The following is an 18,775-nucleotide window of genomic DNA, read 5'->3' on the forward strand; positions in this document are numbered from 1 at the left end:
ACGTTCAGACCAGCAGAATAATGGCAGATCAGGCGACGTTCAGCAGGCTTTCCGCAGCAAAGGCCTCGTAACCGAGCGCTTCGGCAACGGCCCGGTTGGTCACCCTTCCCTTGTGGACGTTCAACCCGTTGCGCAGGTGCCGGTCCTCGGCAATGGCACGCAGGCCGCGATCGGCGAGAGCAAGACCATGCTGGAGCGTGGCGTTGTTGAGCGCATGGGCGGAGGTGATCGGCACGGCGCCCGGCATGTTGGCGACGCAATAATGCACGATACCGTCGACTTCATAGGTCGGATCGGAATGGGTCGTGGCATGGGAGGTCTCGAAGCAGCCGCCCTGATCGATCGCCACATCGACCATGACCGCCCCCTGCTTCATGCCGGTCAGCATTTCGCGGGTGACGAGTTTCGGCGCTGCGGCACCGGGGATGAGGACGGCACCGATGACGAGATCGGCGGAGAAGGTTTCCTCTTCCAAAGCATCGATCGTCGAATAGCGGGTATGGACGCGACCGCCGAAAATATCATCGAGCTGGCGCAGGCGGGGCAGCGAGCGATCGAGGATCGTTACATCGGCACCGAGACCGGCCGCCATGCGGGCCGCATGAAGGCCGACCACGCCGCCGCCGATGACCGTGACCTTGGCCGGCAAGACACCGGGCACGCCGCCGAGCAGAATGCCGCGGCCGCCAGTGGCTTTCTGAAGCGCCGTCGCACCGGCCTGGATCGCAAGACGACCGGCAACTTCCGACATCGGCGCCAGAAGCGGAAGGCCGCCGCGCTCATCGGTTACCGTTTCATAGGCAATGCCGGTGACGCCGGAAGCGAGAAGTCCCTTGGTCTGTTCCGGATCGGGAGCGAGATGCAGATAGGTGTAAAGGATCTGGCCTTCGCGCAACTGCGCCCATTCGGCCGGCTGAGGTTCCTTTACCTTCACCACCATGTCGGATTTTTCGAAAACTTCCTTTGCCGAGGCGACGATCTTTGCGCCGGCTGCCTGATAGGCGGCATCATCCGCACCGATACCGCTTCCGGCCTTGGTCTCGACGATCACGTCATGGCCATGCGCCACATATTCACGCACGGCACCGGGAGTGAGGCCGACACGATATTCATGGTTCTTGATTTCCTTCGGGCACCCGACACGCATTCAGCATTCCTCTCTTTATATTGGCTAGAGCCAGTCTGTTTTTTTTACCGGGCGAGCACACCAGAAAAGCGGCGGAATGTCCTTGCGAAGAGCGATTGTCGAAGCGGCTGTTTTCGGGGATTATTGCGCAAAACAGCCAATTCTTGAAAGAAACCCCGATGAACAGCTTTGATGCCATAGATCGTGCGATCATGCGGGTTCTGCAGGAGCATGGGCGAATCTCGAATGCAGATCTCGCCGAGCGCGTCGGCCTGTCAGCTTCTGCCTGTTCGAGGCGGCTCGACATTCTGGAGAAGAGCGGGACGATCAGCGGCTACCATGCGCGTCTTTCCAACGTCGCGCTCGACTACAAGATGATGGTGATCGTGCATATCTCGCTGTCGGGTCAGTTCGCCAAGACGCTGACGGAATTCGAGGCCGCGGTGAAACTCTGTCCCAATGTGCTGGTCTGCTACCTGATGTCAGGGGAATACGACTACATATTGCGGGTCGCGGCCAAGGATCTGGAGGATTACGAGCGCATCCACCGCGACTGGCTTTCGGCCCTTCCGCATGTGGTGAAGATCAATTCAAGCTTCGCGCTGCGCGAAATCATCGACAGGCCGAATGTCGGATTATGAAAGCCCGATCAGAATGGCGCCGGCGGCAACCACTGTGCAGGCAAGGATGCGCCGCTGCGTCAGGCGTTCACCGAGGAACTTCCAGCCGATAAGGGCCGCGAAGACGACACTGGTTTCACGCAGAGCCGAGACCGGCCCTGCCGGGGCCAGCGAATAAGCGACCAGAACGGTGCCGTAAGAGAGAAGAGAAACCAGGCCGCCGCCGATCGCCTTCGACGTTTCCGGTGAACGGATGTCTATTCTCAGCGGGCCGCGCATGACCATGTAGGCTGCGGTCAGGAGAAGCCCCGGAAAAATGAAGACCCAGGCGATGTAGCCGGGACGTTCTACCGCCACCCGGATGCCGATTGCATCGAGAGTGGAATAGCCGGCAATCGCCACGCCCGTTGCAAGCGCAAACAGCATGGATGCGCCGGACGCCCTCGCCTTGCCGAGTGCCAGCGTCATGATGCCGAGCACGATCAGGAGAACGCCGAGCATGGCGAGCGGCTGCAGCACCTCGCCCATCAGGAAGAAACTGCCGGCCGTGACCAGAAGCGGCGCACTGCCTCTGATGATCGGGTAGACCTGCCCCAGTTCGCCATGCCTGTAGGCTGCGACGAGCAGCAGGCCATAAGCGACCTGAAACAGCGATGAACCGACGATATAGGGCCAGGCATCGGCGACCGGCAGAGGAAAGATCAGCGCGACAGGAAGGGCGGCGACCGTGATGGAAAGGTTCATCACCGTCATCATCCAGAAGCGATCCGCGCCGGAACGCAGAAAAGCGTTCCAGCTGGCATGAAGGATTGCTGCGAGCAATGCCAGGAGAACGACCGATGTGCTCATCTCCCAGGCTCGACGGTCATTTCGGCATCCGTGATATGTGCGGGCAAATGCGCGTTCCTCTCCAGAAGGAAACATCCCTCTCGCTTCATCCATTCGGCTCAGTCGCGGCAGGAAGTAAAGCAAGATTTAATCGATCCGATACAATTTTGAGACGCAAGATAAACGCGTATCAATTCATGCCAGCTAGGATCGGGACAAAAGAATAGGAGGCATCAGGATATGGCTGTCAACAACCTTAACATGAAGGTGCGCTCTGCTCCCCGGCGCAAGTCGCGTATCCCCGGAACGCTGAAATATTACGGGCAGTCGGTGAATGGCAGGATCGTCGACATTTCGGTCAGCGGCCTGGCACTCGATCTCAGTGCGCCGTTCGGCGCATCCGTCGGCAGCCCGGTGCGGATCGAAAGCGAAGAACTCGGTGTTCTGGAAGGCATCGTCAAATGGAGCCATAGCGGACGGCTCGGCATCCAGTTTCGCCCCAACACCAACGCATCGGCACAGGTCGCCGCCTATTTCCGTTTCTTCCACCAAGACGTCAATCCGGTTCTGAGGCGATAGAGCGCAGCGAGATAATACCCCTGTCATTTTGGTGATGCGGGTTCATGCGAATGAGCCTAGTGTGACGCCATTTCATGACCCAGGGGAGATTTCATGCCGTCCGCAACTCCAGCTCTTACCATGTCGCGCCGTTCGGTTCTCGGCGGGATTACCGCTTCATCCGCTCTTGTCATGCTGCATCCGTTTGCCGCCCGAGCGCAAGCGAACCAGGCGCATCTGCGGATCATGGAAACGACGGACATCCATGTCCACGTCTTTCCCTACGACTATTATGCCGACAAGCCGAACGACACGCTGGGGCTTGCGCGCACGGCCTCGATCATCGATGCGATCCGCGCCGAGGCGGGAAATTCGATGCTCGTCGATAATGGCGACTTCCTGCAGGGCAATCCGCTCGGCGACTATATCGCCTATGAGCGCGGCATGAAGGAGGGTGACAAGCACCCGGTCATTACAGCCATGAGCGTGCTCGGCTATGATGTCGGCACACTTGGAAATCACGAATTCAACTATGGCCTCGACTTCATGTTCAAGGCTCTTTCCGGATCCGGCTTTCCCTATGTTTGCGCCAACCTTACCAAAGGCATGCTGGCATCTGATCCCAAACAGGATGAGCTTTTCTTCAAGCCCTATGTGATCATCGAAAAGCAGATCCGTGACGGCTCGGGCGCGAGTTCTCCGATCAAGGTCGGCTTCATCGGCTTCGTGCCGCCGCAGATCATGGTGTGGGATGCCAAGAACCTGGAAGGCAAGGCACAGACGCGCGATATCGTCGATGCCGCCAAGGCCTGGGTGCCGCAGATGAAGGAGGAAGGCGCCGATATCGTGATTGCGCTTTCGCATTCCGGCATCGACGGTTCCGGCCAGAGCGAGCGGATGGAAAACGCCTCGCTCTATCTCGCCGGTGTCGAGGGTATCGACGCGATCTTTACCGGCCACCAGCATCTCGTCTTCCCCGGCCCGAAGGATTTTGACGGAATTGCCGGAGCCGACGCCAAGAAAGGTACGCTGATGGGCAAGCCGGCGGTGATGGCCGGTTTCTGGGGCTCGCATATGGGCCTGATCGACCTGCTCCTCGAAAAGGACGGCAATAGCTGGAAGATCATTTCCTCCACGTCCGAGGCACGGCCGATCTATCATCGCGACGAGAACCGCAAGGTGGTCGCCGATGTCAAGGACAAGCCGGAAGTGCTGGCCGCTGCCAAGACCGAGCATGAGGCGACGCTTGCCTATGTGCGCCGCGCCGTCGGCAAGACCTCCGCGCCGCTCTATTCCTATTTCGCGCTGGTGGCCGACGACCCGTCGGTGCAGATCGTTTCCAATGCGCAGACCTGGTATATCAAAGAGATGCTGAAGGATGGTCCCTACAAGGATTATCCGGTGCTTTCGGCAGCGGCACCATTCAAGGCTGGCGGGCGCGGCGGCGCTGAATATTATACTGACGTGCCGGTGGGTGACATCGCGATCAAGAATGTCGCCGACCTCTATCTCTATCCGAACACGGTTCAGGCCGTGCTGATTACCGGCGAGCAGGTGAAGAACTGGCTGGAAATGTCGGCCGGGATGTTCAACCAGGTCAAGGCCGGCGAAAAGGATGCGTCGCTCATCAATGACGGTTTCCCATCCTACAATTACGACGTCATCGACGGCGTGACGTATCAGATCGATCTTTCGCAGCCGGTGCGCTTCGACAAGGACGGCAAGCTCATCAATGCCGATGCGCAGCGCATCACCGATCTGAAATTCGATGGAAAACCAATCGACCCGACACAGAAATTCGTTGTCGTGACGAACAATTACCGGGCCGGCGGTGGCGGCAAATTCCCGGAGATCGCAGCCGACAAGCTGATCTTCGTCGCGCCAGATACCAACCGAGACGTGATCGTGCGCTATATCGTCGAGCAGGGAACGATCAACCCGTCCGCCGACGACAACTGGTCGTTCAAACCGCTGCCGGGGACAACGGCGGTGTTCGAGAGCGGTCCGAAGGGACGTCATTTCGCCGGAGAGATCAAAGGCGCCAAGATCGAGGATGCCGGCGACGGTGAAAACGGTTTTGCGAAGTTCCGGCTGGTGCTGTGAACCCCACTTTCGTCATCCTCGGGCTTGTCCCGAGGATCTGCCATAAGAAGCCGTTGTAGATCCTCGGGACAAGCCCGAGGATGACGGCCTCTCTGTCTCAACCATTCAGTATCGTGATTTCATGCCTACTTTCTCTTTCCAGCAGGTCGATGTCTTCTCCAGTCAGCCAATGCGCGGCAATCCGCTTGCCGTTGTGATTGGTGCGGACGAACTGGACGACAAACAGATGCAGTCCTTCGCAAACTGGACCAATCTCAGCGAGACCACCTTTCTTCTGAAGCCGACGACAGCGGAGGCGCATTACCGGGTGCGGATTTTCACGCCGACACAGGAACTGCCTTTTGCCGGGCATCCGACACTCGGCAGCGCGCATGTCTGGCTGAGCCAGGCGGCGAATGAGCCCGAAGGCGAGATCGTGCAGGAATGCGGGGCCGGGCTAGTGCGCATCCGACGCGATGGCAAGCGGCTGGCTTTTGCCGCACCGCCGCTTCTGCGCAGCGGTCCCGTGGAGCCTGCGCTAATCGACAGGATCGCCAAAGGGCTCGGCATTCCTGCGACGATGATCGAGGACGCGAACTGGATCGAGAATGGGCCGGACTGGATCGGGGTGCGCCTGCCCTTGCGTTCGGATGTCCTGGCCATCAAACCGGATTTTTCGGTTCTCGCAGGCATGCGCGTCGGACTGGTCGGCCGTTTCGATCCGTCGATCGATGGCGAAGACGCGCAGTTTGAAGTGCGCGCCTTCAGCAATCGTGGAACAGAGGACCCGGTAACCGGCAGCCTCAACGCCGGTCTGGCACAGTGGTTGATCGGCTCCGGGATTGCGCCGGAAAGCTATGTCGCGGCACAGGGCACCGTGCTTGGCCGCGCCGGGCGGGTGCATGTCGACAAGGTCGGCGACGACATCTGGATCGGCGGCGACGTCGCGACATGCATTTCCGGCACGCTGACGCTGTAACGTCGTCAGGTAGGGCTGGCGGCTTCGACAGGGGTTGCCGCCGCCCGGTCCTGTCTGATCGTCGTTTTCACAGGTGACGTTGCTATCCTTCGCAGAAGAAGCCCAAGTTCCGGCGGCGGCCTCTTCTCGATGCGGCGATAATCGCTGCCGTCGCGATTTCTGCTAACGAGGCCGAGGTCGAAGAGATCCCGCCTCAGCAAGGCCGCGTCCTTGAAGAGATGCAGACCATCCAGAAAGGCACTGATCTCGCGTTCGGAAAACACCTTACCGCGCGGGATTTTCGACCAGAGATACCAGAGGCATAATTGCTGCTGCGAGCGCTTGCCGGGCCAGCGCGTGATGCGCCCTTCGCGGTCGAAGACGCGGAGCGTGTGCATGACGCGGCGTTCGTCCGGCTGAGGCTCGGGCTCTGCTGTGACATAGGTGATCTCGACCGGATCGACACTATCCGCCTGCGCACGAAAATGCTGGTAGTTTCGAAAACCAGCGGCGCGGCTGAGGAGATTGAGCATCTCGACATGACTCGGCTTGTGGTCGAGTTTTTCGATCTGGTCCCGAAGGGATTTTGCGAAGGCCGACATATCGGAAACGGCCATCGGGAAGATGGTTCTGGGCATGGCTTATCCTTTTAAGCGTGCCGGTCCGTCTGGGTATGTCGCTGGTCACCGTCTTGTCGACTTCGGCACAGGATAAGTGCTGATATCTGAAAATCGCAGGTTTAGCTTCCCGGTTAAGGGACGGCGACGCCTCGGTGAACTGCTGACCGTGGCAGACCTATACCAAGATCAGCCAGTCAGGGTCAACCGACCGCATGGATATGCTTATTCGGCCGCCTCGGGATAGGCAGACCCATTGTTGGGTTTGTCGATGTCGGCGCGGAGCGCGGTGGTGAAATGTTGCTTGTTCGGGCAGGTCGAGAGCCGGCGGGCGAAGCTATCGATCAACCACTGGCCGGCAGGGCCCGGCGGACTTGCCGTTCTGCGCAGCGCATAAAGCGGATATTCGCCCTGCTCGTAGGCTTCGATATCGAGCACGACAAGATTGCCGTCGCGAACGTCATCACGCACCAACGATGCCGGCAGGCCGCCCCAGCCGAGACCGCCCCTGACGAGGTGGTGCTTGGTGGCAATGTCGCTGACCCGCCAGATCTTGTAGGAGAGAACGTTGAAATCGCGTCCGGCCGTCATGCCCGAAGCGTCGGTGACGACGAGTTGCGTCTCCTCGCGGACATCGGCAAGCGTCAGCGGACGCCCGAGCTTTGCAAGCGGATGATCCGCGGCTGCGACCGGCAGCAGGAATGCGTGGCCGATCTTTTCGGCAATCAGGGAATCGTCCTGTTTCAACAAAGCCCCGCCGATGCCGATATCCGCCTTGCCGTTCGTGACGAGGTTCATCACCATGCCAAGTTCGCCGACATTGAGGTTGAGCGCGACGGTCGGGAATTCCGTCCTGAATTCCTTGAGTTCAGCCACCAGCGCATCGGCCGGAACCATGACGCTAATCGCCAGCGTGATCTCCGCCTCAAGCCCCTGCCTGATGCCTTTGGCGCGAGAGCGCATGACCTGCAGGTCGGCGACGATCCGGCGGGCATCGGCCAGCATCGCCCTGCCCGCCTCGGTGAGTTTTGGCTGACGTGCGCCGCTGCGCTCGAAAAGCGTGACTTCAAGCTGGGCCTCGAGATTGCCGATCGTGTAGCTAACGACCGATTGCGCCCGGTTGAGCGAGCGGGCCGCGGCCGAAAAGCTTCCCGTTTCCGCAACGGCGATGAAGACCTGCAACTGGTCGAGGGTCGGATTGGCATCCATGAAAGCTATCCAGATATTCGATAGGAACCTTCGATATTATCCCTGTTTTGTCGATGGCGGTCCAGACCTATTTGTCAGTCACACGAGCCTCCAGTCTCGCCTCACATATCGAGGTCGACAAAGACCTCCAAGACAAATCAAGGAATTGGCACCATGTCTTCCATTCTTCTCGTCACCTCCAGCCCGCGCGGCGACGAATCCCTTTCGACCAAGATCGCCAACGAATTCGTAGATAAGCTGAAGGCGAAGAACCCAGGCTCGACCGTCGTCAGCCACGACCTCGGCCAGAACCCGATCGCCCATCTCGACACCGTGACGACCTCGGCCATTCGCAAGCCTGCCGATCAGCGCAATGCCGAAGAAGCCGCTGCCGCCGAGCTGTCGGACAAGCTCACCGCAGAACTGCTGGCCGCCGACACCGTCGTGCTGGCAACCGGCCTGATCAACTTCAACATCTATTCGCAGCTGAAGAGCTGGATCGACAACGTTGCCCGCGCCGGCCTGACCTTCCGCTACACGGCAGAAGGCCCTGAAGGTCTTGCCACCAACAAGAAGGTTTATGTCGTCCTTTCGGCCGCCGGCATCTATTCCGAAGGCCCGGCCATGGCGATGAACCACGCCGTTCCTTACCTGAAGACCGTTCTCGGCTTCATGGGCATGACGGATGTCGAAGTCATCTATGTCGAAGGCACCGCCTTCGGTCCGGAAGCTTTCGAGAAGGCAATCGCTTCGGCGCAGGAACGGACCCAGCAGCTGGCGCTCGCCGCCTGATTTACTGACTAGGTTCAGAACTTCCCATGACGGCCGTGAACCCTATCACGGCCGTTATTTTTTGCCTGGTAAAGCCGTTCATCGGCCCTGCTCAAGATGAGATCCAGCGTGCGGCCATCCTCGGGCGCAGTCGCGACGCCAACCGAGACCGTCAATGGCGTGCCGTCCGGACGCGTTATATTGGCAGCAACATCCTGGCGAAGGCGCTCGGCCACTTCCAGAGCCTTCTCGTGATCTGTATCGGACAAGAGGAGCACAAACTCCTCGCCGCCGAAACGGGACAGATGATCGCTCGCGCGTGCACTCCTGTTCAGACAGGTGGCCAAGTCCCTGAGCACGGTGTCACCGCGCTGATGGCCGAAGCGATCGTTGACCTCCTTGAAGTGGTCAGCGTCGACGATGACCATGCTGACCGACTGGCGCATGGCAAGGCCTTTTCTCACCAGTTCCGGCCCGTCCATCTCGTAACGGCTTCGATCGAACAGACCGGTCAGCCCATCCACTCCGGCCTTGGCCAGCAATGCCTGGTATCGCTCCCGGAAGGTCAGGTCGTGGAAGATGTCCTTGATCTGCCGGGAAGACGCGGACCAGGGATCATTCTGGTCGATCCTCAGATAGATGGCAAAAAGACCTGAATAGAGCAGCACTGCCAACAGCTTCGCATACCAGCCGCCGAAGAAGACCGGCAAAGGCACACCGAGCAGGATATGGAGTACCGAGAAGAACGCGACCTGGTCGAAGGTCAGAATGATGGCGCCGCTGATTGCGAAGCGGATCACCACATTCTCGACGAAACGTCCCAGCCGCTCGTAGAGCAGGATGATGGCAATGGCATCGATATAGAGAATGGTCGTGCCCCAAACCATGAGCCAGCCCATCTCGTCGAGGAAGCCCATGTCGGCAGCGCGGCCGCCGGGAAGTGTCACGGCAGCATGCAATTGCAGGATCTGCGCAATACCGACCGTCAGCAGATTGCCCAAAAACAGGCCATAGATCGGCTGGCGTACCGTTGCTGCATCTTCCTTGATGTAGAGCATCAGGATCATCATCAGCTTGCCGGCAAAAAAGATGGAGGAGCCCGGCGAGACTGTTCCAAACGGCAGCTGAACATAGAAGACCGCCGCCAGATAGGTTTCCATGAAATGCATGACGCCGAGCGCAGCCAGGAACACACCAAGGCCCAGCGGACGCCGAAAATGCAGGAACGCCGTCATGACGGAGAAATAAACGACCGCTTCAATCAGAAACAGGCCGAGATTAAGCCATTGCATGGGCGCTCCTTGCGCCATTGAGAATAGGTTCTTTTAGGATCGCCTCAGTTAAGTTTCTCTCAAATCGCGGCTGATCCTGCGCAAATTAGCCAACAAGGCGTGTGTTTTCGTCCTGTACGAATTCGAGGCCGTGATCCCCCTTCTCGCTCGCCCGTGCATATTTCAGCTGAGCGGCGATCGCCGGATCGACCTTGCTGATTATCCCGGAGACTTTTGCAGGGCGCCCGAGAAGGTAGCCCTGCAATTCGTGGCAGCCCGCCTGGGTTAGGAACAGTGCCTCTTCCGGCGTTTCCACACCTTCGGCGACGACTTTCATTCCCAAGCCCGTACCGAGATCGATGATCGTTCGCACGATCATGCGCGCCTTGTCGTCAAGTCCGAGATTGGCAACAAAACTCCGGTCTATCTTGAGTGTATCGAACGGATAGCGGCTCAGGTAACTGAGCGACGAGTAGCCGGTGCCGAAATCGTCGAGGGCAATGGTGAACCCCATGCGCTTCAACTCATCCAGGATGTGAACCGCCCGCTTGTCATCGTCGATCAGCACGCTCTCGGTGATCTCCAGCTCAATGCGACGAGGATCGGCACCGGTTCTTTGCAAAAGATCCGCGAGATTGGCGATAAAATCGCCATGGCGGAACTGAAGCGGGCTGACATTGACGCTGATATGGCCATCAACATGATCCAGCAGCCTGACAGCTTCAGCCAGAACCCATTCGCCTAGCTGGATGATCTTGCCCGAAGCCTCAGCAACAGGGATGAAATCCGCCGGGCTGACCATGCCTCGTACCGGATGAGACCAGCGCAACAGAGCCTCATACCCGCTGATGGAGACATCATCGGCGCGAACCCGCGGCTGCAGATAAAGCTCGAACTGCCCCTGGTGCAAAGCCAGCTCCAGATCGCTTTCCAGCATACGGCGCTTTTCAATGAGATCGTTCATGCCGCAACGAAACAGGCGGAAGGCATTTCTGCCGGAGGTTTTGGCGTGATGGAGCGCGGTGTCGGCGCAGCCGACAAGCGCATCCTTATCTGCCGCATGGTCCGGAAAGAGAGCTGCGCCGATGCTGAGCGTGACATTCACCTGCTCGTGACGCCGAATATCGATCGGTACCGCCATGGCGGCGAGCAGACGCGCGCCGAAGGCCTCCAGATCCTCCAGCGTCGATGCACCGCCGAGAATGGCTGCGAATTCATCGCCTCCAAGGCGGGCCACCATATCCCGCGGCCCTGCGACAGCCATCAACCGCGCAGAGACTTCGCGGATGACCGTATCACCAGCCTGATGACCGTGAATGTCATTGATGTCCTTGAAACGATCGAGATCGATCATCGCGATGCCGAAAGCGGGGCTGGTACCGGCATGCGCCATGATCTCGTTCAGGCTTTCCGTGAACAGCACTCGGTTCGGCAAACCGGTCAACGGATCATGCAGCGCCAGGTATCGGATATGCTTCTCGGCCTCTTTGCGTTCCCTGAGGTCGACGAAACAGCCGACGCGCGCCATCTCGCCATGGAAGGTAATGTCACGGCCACGGGCTGCCACCGGCACCAGAGTTCCGTCCGGCAGTTCGATCGAAATCTCATGCCTTGCATCATCGTTGAGCTTGATGATCTCGGACACACCGATCGCCTGCCCGTCCCGCAGGAAATCGAAGATGGAGCGACCGATCAGATCAGGCAGCGGGCGACCGACGAGCTTTGCCAGTTCCTCGTTGCCATCCACCACGATACCGTCGCGGTGGATCATGATCGCTTCAAATGTCGCCTTTGCGAGAGCCGCGACGCGTTCGGCATCATCATATTGGCGCGACCATTCGGCGATCACTTCATCACGCCCATCCGCAGCCTCGTCCTCCCTGCGAATGACCATGAGGCGATCGAGAATCCGAAAGAAAAGGTAACTCGCGCCAAACGCCCAATAAAAATTGATGCCGACACCGACGATCTGGACAGTGATCTGCTCCAAGCGGCTTTCCGCAGGCAGATGTGCGAGCGGCGCAACCAGTGGCAGCAGGACCGCGCCCGCAGATCCTGCAAAGGCGTAGATACCCACCGCCCCCCTCGGATCATTCACCTTCAATATGCGGGCCACGAGCAGGTTGCCGCCAATCGCCACAGCACCGCCGGCAGCCCCCATGATCAATGCGCCGCTGACGTCGAGAAGGCCGGCGCCCGACGTGACCGCCGCCACTCCGCCCAGCATGCCCGCAATCAGATGCTCCGGTGCAGCCTGTCGCTGCTTGCGAACTCCCATCAAATAACCGATGCAGGCTCCCATCCCGCCAGCCAGGAGTGAATTGGCGATGACGGCAGGCACGCTCGCGCCATATGCCATGGCAAAGCAGCCATTCAGTCCAACCCAGCCGACAAAAAGCAGCAGTGCCCCAGCGGTTGAAAAAATGATCTTGCGGCCATGCGCCTCGAATTGCGAGCCGATCACCATGAAGGCGGCAAGCACGATCCAGCCCGCTGTCGCGTGCACAGAGACTCCACCCGCGAGATCTACAAAATCGAGATTGGCCAAAAATGCAGTGAGGTTTGGGAAAAGCAGATCCCCACGCGCCCAGTGAAGAAAGACCGGATAGACCAGCCCCGCCATGAACAGACACGCAAGAAACATAGTTTTAGGGGCCATACGCTCTGCAATGGCGCCGGAAAAGATGGTGATGGCCACGCCGCCCAGCATAAGATGGAAGAGGATTATCGCAGCCTGACCGGACACAAGATCGTCAAACAGCGATAAGCCTGGCCCGGTTCCGAACGGAAACATCTGCGATCGACCGAAAGCCAGAGTGGCTCCGACCAAGGCGAAGGCGACGACAGCGAGAACAAAGCCAAGAAGATTGGCCTTCGCAACCAGAAAGGCATTTCTCGGCCGCCCGGCACCGGCCGCCCGAAACAGCAAACCGACCTGAGTGAGCACCACGCAGGCCGCCACAACAATGATCCAGACATCATCAATCACCGGCGAAATCGGATGATCGCCGGAGACGATGCTTTCAGCGTAGGCATAAGAGGCCGAAAAAACGATCGCCGCAAAAAACCATACAACGTGCACCAAGTAGAGCCGCTGTGACATCATAGAAAAGCCGCTGCAAAATTGATAAATGCCCAGCGAACCTAGATGGCAGGTTTTAATATTGAGTGAGTATCGCGGCGGTCCCGATCACCAATGGTTGAACGGGATTTGGAAAAAATCAGGCAGAGCGGGACTTTTCACCACCGGAAAACAGCGACGGGCCGTTCTGGTCGATGATCTGCTCTGCCTTGCGGGTGGTAAAGGTCACGGCATCTTCCATGGAGGAAAACATGTCGGCGCGGATGATGTGGCGTACCAGCGTCTCGCCATCAACTTCCTTCTCGATCCGACCGGCCAGGCGATACTGGCCACCTTCGGGCATCGGCGCCGGATAGATCAGGCAATCCTTGTAAGGAACGGGTTCGGCGCCCTTGGCAGTCTGGGCCGATTTATCCTTGCCTGAGAAGGCGGAGAAGAGAGAAGAGAAAAACGATGCCATGAATATTGCCTACCACATTGCTCCCGACGCCGAAGCGCACCCTTTGGCTGTAAACGTTTCAGGCCGGGAGCGCCACCCCATCAGATAATCAGGTTGGCGAGGATTTCGTTTTCGGTGATGTCCTCGTATCCAAGCCCTGCCGCTTCGAACCGCTCATACAGGCCTGCGAAATTTTCAGGCGCCCTGGTTTCGATGCCGATCAGGATCGAGCCGAAATTGCGGGCCGATTTCTTCAGATATTCGAACCGGGCGATATCGTCATCCGGGCCCAGAAGGTTGAGGAAATCGCGCAAAGCGCCGGGACGCTGGGGCAAACGCAGGATGAAATACTTCTTCAGGCCCGCATAACGCATGGCCCGCTCCTTCACATCCGGCAGCCGCTCGAAATCGAAATTTCCGCCGGAGACGACGCAAACGATTGTCTTGCCGGCGATCTTTTCAGGATCAAGAAGCGAGAGCGCGGTGATGGAAAGACCGCCTGCCGGCTCAAGCACCACACCCTCGACATTCAGCATGTCGGTCATCGTGACGCAGATCGCGTTTTCGGGAACCAGCATGACCTGCGTCGAGGAGAAACCTTTCAGCGCTTCGAAATTGAGATCGCCTATACGCGCGACTGCGGCGCCATCAACGAAATTGTCGACCTTCGGCAGAGTGACCGGTGATCCGGTTTCAAGGCTTTTCTTCAGGCTCGGCGCGCCCGTCGGTTCGGTGAAGACGAAGCCGTCAGCCGGCACGATGTCCTTGAGGTAGCCGGTGACGCCCGAGGCGAGACCACCGCCGCCAACCGGAAGAATGACCATGTCCGGGATCACGCCATCCGGCAGCTGCGTTTCGATTTCAGCAGCAACGGTCGCCTGCCCCTCGATGATATCGAGATCGTCGAAAGGTGGCACCATCATGCCGCCGATCTCTTCCACATGGGTGCGCGCCGCCGCATAGCATTGGTCGAAAATATCGCCGATCAGTTTGATGGTGATGAATTCGCCGCCAAAGGTGCGGGTCTTGTCGATCTTCTGCTGCGGCGTCGTGACCGGCATGAAGACCACGCCCGGCACTTCGAAATGACGGCAGACGAAGGCGAACCCTTGCGCATGATTTCCGGCCGAGGCGCAGACGAAAGTCTTGCCTGTCGCGCCGGCTGCAATTGCCTTGCGCAGAAAATTGAAGGCGCCGCGGATCTTGTAGGAGCGGACCGGCGACAGGTCCTCGCGCTTCAGCCAGATATCTGCGCCGTAACGGCGGCTCAGATGCTCGTTCAACTGGAGCGGCGTCTCCGGAAAGATCGTCCGCATCGCCGCCTTGGCATCTTCCACACCTGTCTTCATCACTAAAACCATCCACGGATCATCAAGATTTCCCCTCGCTATGCCACAGCTGACCGAGGAAGACCAAGCCCGTTTCGCCGCCGAACGGTTCCCTGTCCGTAACAATGCTTCAGTGAAACCTTAGAGACCTCTCCCAATCTCCTGTTATTGATGGAAAACATTTCCAAGAAAGGTGGTCGCCTGAGGCAATCCAGTGCGCCAATAGGTCCAGTCATGGCCGCCTTCCCGTGCCATGAAGCGATGCGGCACTTTAAGCTTTTGCAGCTTCAGGGTCAGCTCGGCATTGCCGACGAAGAAATCGTCGTAGGAGCCGCAATCGATGTAGAGTTCGGTCTTAGCGATGTCGTCTGCCGGGGTCTTGTCGACCAGATCCAGGACGCTGTTGGCGTAATATTTCTGGTTGAGGCGATCGCGGCCGGTCAATCCTACACCCCAGGCCTTGCCATACCGGCGATCATAGCCAGCCTGATCCATATCGACGATCTGCTGGTCTGTGCGGAAGGCAGCGCTCAAAGCCGCGGCACCGGCGAAAAGATCAGGATATTTCATGGAGAAGGCGATCGCCGCATAACCGCCCATCGAAAGGCCAAGAATGCCGCGGGATTTCTTGCCGGGAATGACCGGGAAAGCCTTTTCCACGTGCGGCACGAACTCCTTTACGAACATGTCCTGCCACAGATACTGGCCGTCCGCGTCGTTCATGTAATAGGTGTTGAACTTGTTGGCCTCATCACGGCGGCCCTCGGGCGTAACGGCGATGAAGGGCGGCACCTCGCCGCTTTCGATCAGCCTGTCGAAAACGAGATTGGCGTTACCGAAGCGATACCAATCCTGATTCTGGCCATCACCGCCGCCATGCATCAGGTAGATGACCGGATAACGCCTGTCATCGCGACCATAGCCGGGCGGCAGATAAAGGGTGAACTCGACGTTCTTTCCAAGAATTCGGCTGGCCATGAACTGGCCTTCCTTCACCGTGCCTTCGGCACGCGCTGCCGAGCCGGCGAAGATCACCAGCAAAAAGAACATCAATATCCGGACCATGTTTTTTCTCCCGTTGTCGGGAGGACATAGATCCGGCGCATGCCGCGTCAACGCCAGTTCAGAAGGTTGTCGTATCCGCGAAGCCGCATAGGTGGGAATTCGCTTCGTTTCGACCTCCGCCCCATTTCCTCGCTTACTCGACGCCCTAGTTTCTTTCCTGTCAAACTTTGAGGAGAGGACCAATGAGCATCTTCAGCAAGATCAAGAATGCGATCTTCGGCTCGCCTGCAGCGGCGGCCGAAAATCCTGCCGCCACAACGGCTGCGCCTGCCACACCTTCAGCATCCACTTCGGCTGCTGCTCCGGCTGCGACATCCACAGCTCCGGCGCAGAGCCAGCCCGCGTCAGGCCCGGTAGATGTTGCGCCGATCCTCGATGCTGCGGTCAAGAAGAGCGGCCAAAAGCTCGACTGGCGTCACTCGATCGTCGACCTGATGAAGGCCCTCGGCATGGATGCAAGCCTTGCCGAACGCAAGGAGCTCGCGGCCGAACTGGGCTATACCGGCGACACGGGGGATTCCGCCAAGATGAATATGTGGCTGCACAAGGCGTTGATGAAAAAGCTGTCGGAAAATGGCGGCAAGGTGCCGGCAGACCTTCTCGACTGATAGGTGATGTGAGGGCGTCTAGACGAGAGGTTGGTGCGGCAGCGTGCCGGCCTCTTCTTTTCAGCTTCACATCTCGCGCGAGACAATATCGAAACAGACAGACAAAACCGCCGGTTTTGCAAAGCTGCGCTTGACGGAATCGTCTATCTACCTGAAAAGCAACAGCACGCGGACGTGGCGAAACTGGTAGACGCAAGAGACTTAAAATCTCTCGGCCTCGGTCATGCGGGTTCGATCCCCGCCGTCCGCACCATCCTCAAATTTTAGCTTGAGATGTCAGTTAGTTATTGATTATTAGAGCCTTTTCATCGCCCTACCGCTACAAAGGGCGCTACAAATGGTTGCTATGACTTCTCTTCGACGTGCCGCTAATGGCGATTGGTTTAGCCGAAAAGGTATCCCCGCAGACATTCGAGAAGCCTACAAGGCAGCTTATGGCGTCGCGATGGAGGAGCGTTTCCGCCTTTCTTCGTCCGCGACTATGGGCCAAGCCAAGGCAGAGCTGCGCGACTGGGATGCCACTATCAGCAGCCGTATTGAAGCACTGAGGGCTGCGAGCATTGGTGCGACAGTCGCCCTCACGCAACGCCAGTTGAGTGCCTTGACGGGGGATTGGTATCGATGGTTTGCCAGTCTTCACGCTGAGAACGCTGGGCATCAAGATGATTGGTCGTCGCGCTATGCCCAGCTTCAGGCGGTTTATGACCGCTTCGACGTTGCCAGCATGGACCCGGAGCAGGAAGTCGGAACGGCTGCCCGCAGGCACATCAGGGCTACGGTGTCCGAACTGGGTATGGTTGCCACCTTTCTCGCCGAGCAGTCTGCTTCTTTGGACGAAAAGTCCTTGAGCGCTTTCATTGACACGATTGAGGTCGAGATAGCCCCTGCCTTCGCAGCGTTAGGGCGGCGTTCCGTTGGCGACTATTCGCCGGACGCTCGGCTTGCTCGATTTGTTGAGCAACCGGTCGGCATCAATTCAAAAGGCGTGAAGCTATCGGGCTGGACCTGCTGGCAGGCATTTGAAAAATGGGTCAATGAGCGTAGTCCAGCACCCGCAACGGTGAGCCGCTGGAGGAGCGTCTTCCTCGCTCTTGATAAACACTTTGACGGCAGGGACGTGGCCACGATCACCGACGATGAGGTGATAGGATGGAAGGGCACGTTGGTCACCGAAAAGCGGTCTGCTGCGGTGGCGAACGATGTGTGGATTACTGCGGCAAAAACGGTTTTCAACTGGTTGCTGGAAAACAAGAAAGTCGCTGCCAACCCGTTCGAGGGCGTACGCATTGCCACGATTAAAAAGGTCAAGGTGCGGGAGCGAGCATTCGAGCCGATCGAGTGGAAGGCCATTCTCAGCGCGAGCCTTGCTCCACCATCGCCACGACTGAAGCCAGAGAAGGCGGCTGCCCGTCGATGGGTGCCGTGGCTGTGCGCCTATACTGGATCGCGCCCCGGCGAGATGACCCAGCTCCAAGCCACGAGTGTGCGGCAGCAAGACGGTATCTGGATCATCGACATCAGCCCCGAGGACGGCACCGTAAAGGGCGCTTCATATCGTCGTGTCCCAATCCATGAGCATCTGATCGAGATGGGCTTCTTGGACTTCGTCGCTGAGAAAAGGACAGGTCCGCTGTTTTATGCCCCAGCCGACAAGCGGGCCTCAGGGGATGACCCAACCAAGCCCGTACGCCCGCCCTATGTAATCGCTCGGAACAAGCTCGCAGAATGGGTGCGTAATGATGTCGAGGTTACAGACCCGAATATCAGCCCGAACCACGCATGGCGGCATACGTTCAAGCGGCAGGCCGCAAGGGTGAACATGGAGAAGCGTTTCCGCTTTGCGTTCTGTGGTCACGAGAGTGACGATGTGGGGGACATCTACGAAACACCGACGCTGGAAGACATGGCCGAGGAGCTGAAGAAGTTCCCGCGCTACAATCTCGGATAAATGACATAGCAGGGATATTGGGCACCTCAATGTGGAGACTAGAGACGAGCGCTCGGCTACGGTGAAGCTGGTGGTGCCTAACCACGAGTTCGCATGGAGCCGGGAGGAGCGGTTCGAATGGCCGTCCGGCAAGTGGGGGCGGTGGGTGATCGAGAAGCGTGCGGATTTCGATGAATCGGGACAGCGATTTCAGCAAGTCGCGGACAAGCATTTCGCTAAGTCGCGGACAGCGGGCTCGATCGATTTCCGCCAGCCTGGTTGCTGTCAGGGGTGATTGATTTCGTTT

Annotated in this window: 17 protein-coding genes and 1 tRNA gene; 9 read left to right on the forward strand and 9 right to left on the reverse strand. The window is 58.6% G+C overall.

Annotation, left to right across the window (positions count from 1 at the left end):
• Positions 1 to 28: 28 nt before the first annotated feature.
• Positions 29 to 1,147, reverse strand: a complete 1,119-nt coding sequence (ald, locus tag JNB91_RS19715; protein ID WP_220327178.1) for an alanine dehydrogenase — start codon at positions 1,145 to 1,147, stop codon at positions 29 to 31.
• 158 nt (positions 1,148 to 1,305) lie between these two features.
• On the opposite strand from ald, the gene JNB91_RS19720 reads away from it, so the two are divergent.
• Positions 1,306 to 1,767, forward strand: a complete 462-nt coding sequence (locus tag JNB91_RS19720; RefSeq protein ID WP_220327179.1) for an Lrp/AsnC family transcriptional regulator — start codon at positions 1,306 to 1,308, stop codon at positions 1,765 to 1,767.
• Here the strand turns inward: JNB91_RS19720 and JNB91_RS19725 are convergent.
• Positions 1,762 to 2,595 carry a DMT family transporter gene (locus JNB91_RS19725; protein ID WP_220327180.1) on the reverse strand — a complete coding sequence of 278 codons (834 nt, stop codon included), beginning with the start codon at positions 2,593 to 2,595 and terminating at the stop codon, positions 1,762 to 1,764. The genes JNB91_RS19720 and JNB91_RS19725 overlap by 6 nt on opposite strands.
• Before the next feature lie 219 nt (positions 2,596 to 2,814).
• On the opposite strand from JNB91_RS19725, the gene JNB91_RS19730 reads away from it, so the two are divergent.
• The 3 genes from JNB91_RS19730 to JNB91_RS19740 all read left to right on the forward strand — a co-directional run bounded on the left by JNB91_RS19730 (position 2,815) and on the right by JNB91_RS19740 (position 6,193).
• Positions 2,815 to 3,153: a PilZ domain-containing protein gene (locus JNB91_RS19730; protein ID WP_220327181.1), complete on the forward strand. Its 339-nt coding sequence runs from the start codon at positions 2,815 to 2,817 to the stop codon at positions 3,151 to 3,153.
• 93 nt (positions 3,154 to 3,246) lie between these two features.
• A complete protein-coding gene (locus JNB91_RS19735) occupies positions 3,247 to 5,235 on the forward strand; it encodes a bifunctional 2',3'-cyclic-nucleotide 2'-phosphodiesterase/3'-nucleotidase (RefSeq protein WP_220327182.1) in 1,989 nt (662 codons plus the stop codon).
• Between the two features lie 121 nt (positions 5,236 to 5,356).
• Entirely contained in the window at positions 5,357 to 6,193 is an 837-nt protein-coding gene (locus tag JNB91_RS19740; RefSeq protein WP_220327183.1) for a PhzF family phenazine biosynthesis protein, read from the forward strand.
• Between the two features lie 5 nt (positions 6,194 to 6,198).
• On the opposite strand, the gene JNB91_RS19745 is transcribed toward JNB91_RS19740, so the two are convergent.
• Complete coding sequence (locus tag JNB91_RS19745; protein WP_220327184.1) at positions 6,199 to 6,810, reverse strand: DUF2087 domain-containing protein; 612 nt, start codon at positions 6,808 to 6,810, stop codon at positions 6,199 to 6,201.
• Between the two features lie 204 nt (positions 6,811 to 7,014).
• Positions 7,015 to 7,998: a LysR family transcriptional regulator gene (locus JNB91_RS19750; RefSeq protein WP_220327185.1), complete on the reverse strand. Its 984-nt coding sequence runs from the start codon at positions 7,996 to 7,998 to the stop codon at positions 7,015 to 7,017.
• A 153-nt stretch (positions 7,999 to 8,151) separates the two neighbouring features.
• Between JNB91_RS19750 and JNB91_RS19755 the strand changes: the two genes are divergently transcribed.
• Positions 8,152 to 8,769 carry an FMN-dependent NADH-azoreductase gene (locus JNB91_RS19755; RefSeq protein ID WP_220327186.1) on the forward strand — a complete coding sequence of 206 codons (618 nt, stop codon included), beginning with the start codon at positions 8,152 to 8,154 and terminating at the stop codon, positions 8,767 to 8,769.
• 14 nt (positions 8,770 to 8,783) lie between these two features.
• Here JNB91_RS19755 and JNB91_RS19760 read toward each other — a convergent pair whose 3' ends face one another.
• From JNB91_RS19760 to JNB91_RS19780, 5 genes are all read right to left on the reverse strand, one after another.
• Entirely contained in the window at positions 8,784 to 10,040 is a 1,257-nt protein-coding gene (locus tag JNB91_RS19760) for a GGDEF domain-containing protein (protein WP_220327187.1), read from the reverse strand.
• An 85-nt stretch (positions 10,041 to 10,125) separates the two neighbouring features.
• The gene (locus JNB91_RS19765; protein ID WP_346269370.1) at positions 10,126 to 13,101 is read right to left on the reverse strand and encodes an EAL domain-containing protein; all 2,976 of its coding nucleotides are present in this window, start codon (positions 13,099 to 13,101) and stop codon (positions 10,126 to 10,128) included.
• 139 nt (positions 13,102 to 13,240) lie between these two features.
• Entirely contained in the window at positions 13,241 to 13,561 is a 321-nt protein-coding gene (locus tag JNB91_RS19770) for an HlyU family transcriptional regulator (RefSeq protein WP_220327189.1), read from the reverse strand.
• An 80-nt stretch (positions 13,562 to 13,641) separates the two neighbouring features.
• Positions 13,642 to 14,889, reverse strand: a complete 1,248-nt coding sequence (gene ilvA / locus JNB91_RS19775; protein ID WP_430736325.1) for a threonine ammonia-lyase — start codon at positions 14,887 to 14,889, stop codon at positions 13,642 to 13,644.
• A 144-nt stretch (positions 14,890 to 15,033) separates the two neighbouring features.
• Entirely contained in the window at positions 15,034 to 15,933 is a 900-nt protein-coding gene (locus JNB91_RS19780) for an alpha/beta hydrolase (RefSeq protein WP_220327191.1), read from the reverse strand.
• A gap of 182 nt (positions 15,934 to 16,115) precedes the next feature.
• Between JNB91_RS19780 and JNB91_RS19785 the strand changes: the two genes are divergently transcribed.
• From JNB91_RS19785 to JNB91_RS19800, 4 genes are all read left to right on the forward strand, one after another.
• Positions 16,116 to 16,541 (forward strand): DUF3597 domain-containing protein, encoded by a 426-nt coding sequence (locus JNB91_RS19785; RefSeq protein WP_220327192.1) that lies wholly within the window; start codon positions 16,116 to 16,118, stop codon positions 16,539 to 16,541.
• A gap of 168 nt (positions 16,542 to 16,709) precedes the next feature.
• Positions 16,710 to 16,794: transfer RNA gene (locus JNB91_RS19790), tRNA-Leu, on the forward strand.
• Positions 16,795 to 16,878: 84 nt separating this feature from the next.
• The gene (locus tag JNB91_RS19795) at positions 16,879 to 18,489 is read left to right on the forward strand and encodes a site-specific integrase (protein WP_220327193.1); all 1,611 of its coding nucleotides are present in this window, start codon (positions 16,879 to 16,881) and stop codon (positions 18,487 to 18,489) included.
• A 31-nt stretch (positions 18,490 to 18,520) separates the two neighbouring features.
• Positions 18,521 to 18,763 carry a hypothetical protein gene (locus JNB91_RS19800; RefSeq protein ID WP_220327194.1) on the forward strand — a complete coding sequence of 81 codons (243 nt, stop codon included), beginning with the start codon at positions 18,521 to 18,523 and terminating at the stop codon, positions 18,761 to 18,763.
• Positions 18,764 to 18,775: the final 12 nt, after the last annotated feature.

It is taken from the genome of Aliirhizobium wenxiniae (genome assembly GCF_019511445.1).
Lineage (GTDB): Bacteria > Pseudomonadota > Alphaproteobacteria > Rhizobiales > Rhizobiaceae > Neorhizobium > Neorhizobium wenxiniae_A.

Coding starts and splice junctions, on each gene's coding strand:
- JNB91_RS19785 (WP_220327192.1), top strand. CDS start 16,116: ATGAGCATCTTCAGCAAGATCAAGAATGCGATCTTCGGCTCGCCTGCA.
- ald (WP_220327178.1), bottom strand. CDS start 1,147: ATGCGTGTCGGGTGCCCGAAGGAAATCAAGAACCATGAATATCGTGTC.
- JNB91_RS19760 (WP_220327187.1), bottom strand. CDS start 10,040: ATGCAATGGCTTAATCTCGGCCTGTTTCTGATTGAAGCGGTCGTTTAT.
- JNB91_RS19720 (WP_220327179.1), top strand. CDS start 1,306: ATGAACAGCTTTGATGCCATAGATCGTGCGATCATGCGGGTTCTGCAG.
- JNB91_RS19725 (WP_220327180.1), bottom strand. CDS start 2,595: ATGAGCACATCGGTCGTTCTCCTGGCATTGCTCGCAGCAATCCTTCAT.
- ilvA (WP_430736325.1), bottom strand. CDS start 14,889: ATGAAGACAGGTGTGGAAGATGCCAAGGCGGCGATGCGGACGATCTTT.
- JNB91_RS19755 (WP_220327186.1), top strand. CDS start 8,152: ATGTCTTCCATTCTTCTCGTCACCTCCAGCCCGCGCGGCGACGAATCC.
- JNB91_RS19730 (WP_220327181.1), top strand. CDS start 2,815: ATGGCTGTCAACAACCTTAACATGAAGGTGCGCTCTGCTCCCCGGCGC.
- JNB91_RS19780 (WP_220327191.1), bottom strand. CDS start 15,933: ATGGTCCGGATATTGATGTTCTTTTTGCTGGTGATCTTCGCCGGCTCG.
- JNB91_RS19750 (WP_220327185.1), bottom strand. CDS start 7,998: ATGGATGCCAATCCGACCCTCGACCAGTTGCAGGTCTTCATCGCCGTT.
- JNB91_RS19745 (WP_220327184.1), bottom strand. CDS start 6,810: ATGCCCAGAACCATCTTCCCGATGGCCGTTTCCGATATGTCGGCCTTC.
- JNB91_RS19740 (WP_220327183.1), top strand. CDS start 5,357: ATGCCTACTTTCTCTTTCCAGCAGGTCGATGTCTTCTCCAGTCAGCCA.
- JNB91_RS19735 (WP_220327182.1), top strand. CDS start 3,247: ATGCCGTCCGCAACTCCAGCTCTTACCATGTCGCGCCGTTCGGTTCTC.
- JNB91_RS19770 (WP_220327189.1), bottom strand. CDS start 13,561: ATGGCATCGTTTTTCTCTTCTCTCTTCTCCGCCTTCTCAGGCAAGGAT.
- JNB91_RS19795 (WP_220327193.1), top strand. CDS start 16,879: ATGGTTGCTATGACTTCTCTTCGACGTGCCGCTAATGGCGATTGGTTT.